General features: G+C 68.6%; 1 protein-coding gene. It reads right to left on the bottom strand.

Annotated elements, in window-relative coordinates; translation table 11 throughout:
• Positions 1-9 precede the first annotated feature (9 nt).
• Positions 10-759 (bottom strand): transposase family protein, encoded by a 750-nt coding sequence (locus DEH69_RS00765; protein ID WP_113684895.1) that lies wholly within the window; start codon positions 757-759, stop codon positions 10-12.
• Positions 760-876 lie beyond the last annotated feature (117 nt).

The raw sequence follows: 876 nt of genomic DNA on the forward strand, positions 1-876 counted from the left end.
TGAGCTCTTTCAGTACTGCCGCTCCAGAGTGAGGACCGCCGCGGAGATTGACGACATTCGATTCGGACTGCATCGGGACTTGCGGAAGATCCGCCATGACTTCAGTCGTGCGACGCCGCGCTCGACCGGCGCCCGCGCTGCGGACAGCGCGCGGTTGACGGTTTGCTGGGTCGGCGTGAGGTCACGGCCTGGCGGGCGTCTGAGGGGCGTCGTCACCCACGGTCCGGCTCCCATATAGGCGCGGTCGGCGAGGACAGGAACGCCCTGGCGTTCGCAGATCCGGAAGATCCGGTGCGTGCGGGCCGCGGTGAGATCGTGCGCGCGGCCGGGCAGCGTCGGCGAGATCCACAGCAGCTTCCCGACGGGGTCGGTCACCACCTGTACGTTCACCCCGTGTCGGCGGTGCTTGTGGGAGAAGTCGGCCCGGCTGTCGCCAACCCGGTCGCACTCCGCGAGGGTGCCGTCGAGCAGGACGTAGTCCGGGTTTGCCTCGCGCAGGGCGCGCAGCAGGCCAGGTGCCCGGTCGGCGAGCAGGTCGACGACGGCTGACGTGTAGGCGTGGGCGGTGCCGACGGAGATGCCGAACCCGGCAGCAAGCTGGGCGAGGGTGTCGTGCCGGCGCAGGTACACAAGGCCGACCAGGGCACGCTGGTGCGGTGGGAGCTTGCAGCGGCGGTCACCCTCGCGGGTGACGATGAGCATCGTGACCCACTCGACCAGGGCGTGGGGAAGGTCGAGTGCGGCAGAATACGGAACCAACGCGGCTCCTGTGCCTGTGGGTTGAGACTTCGAACACCTCCCCCAACGTCACGGGAGCCTCGTGCGTTGCGGGCATCGATCCCGTCACCCGATCAGTGGCCACGCTGAAAGAGCTCA

The sequence above is a fragment of the Streptomyces sp. PT12 genome (assembly GCF_003311645.1).
Taxonomy (GTDB): Bacteria; Actinomycetota; Actinomycetes; order Streptomycetales; family Streptomycetaceae; genus Streptomyces.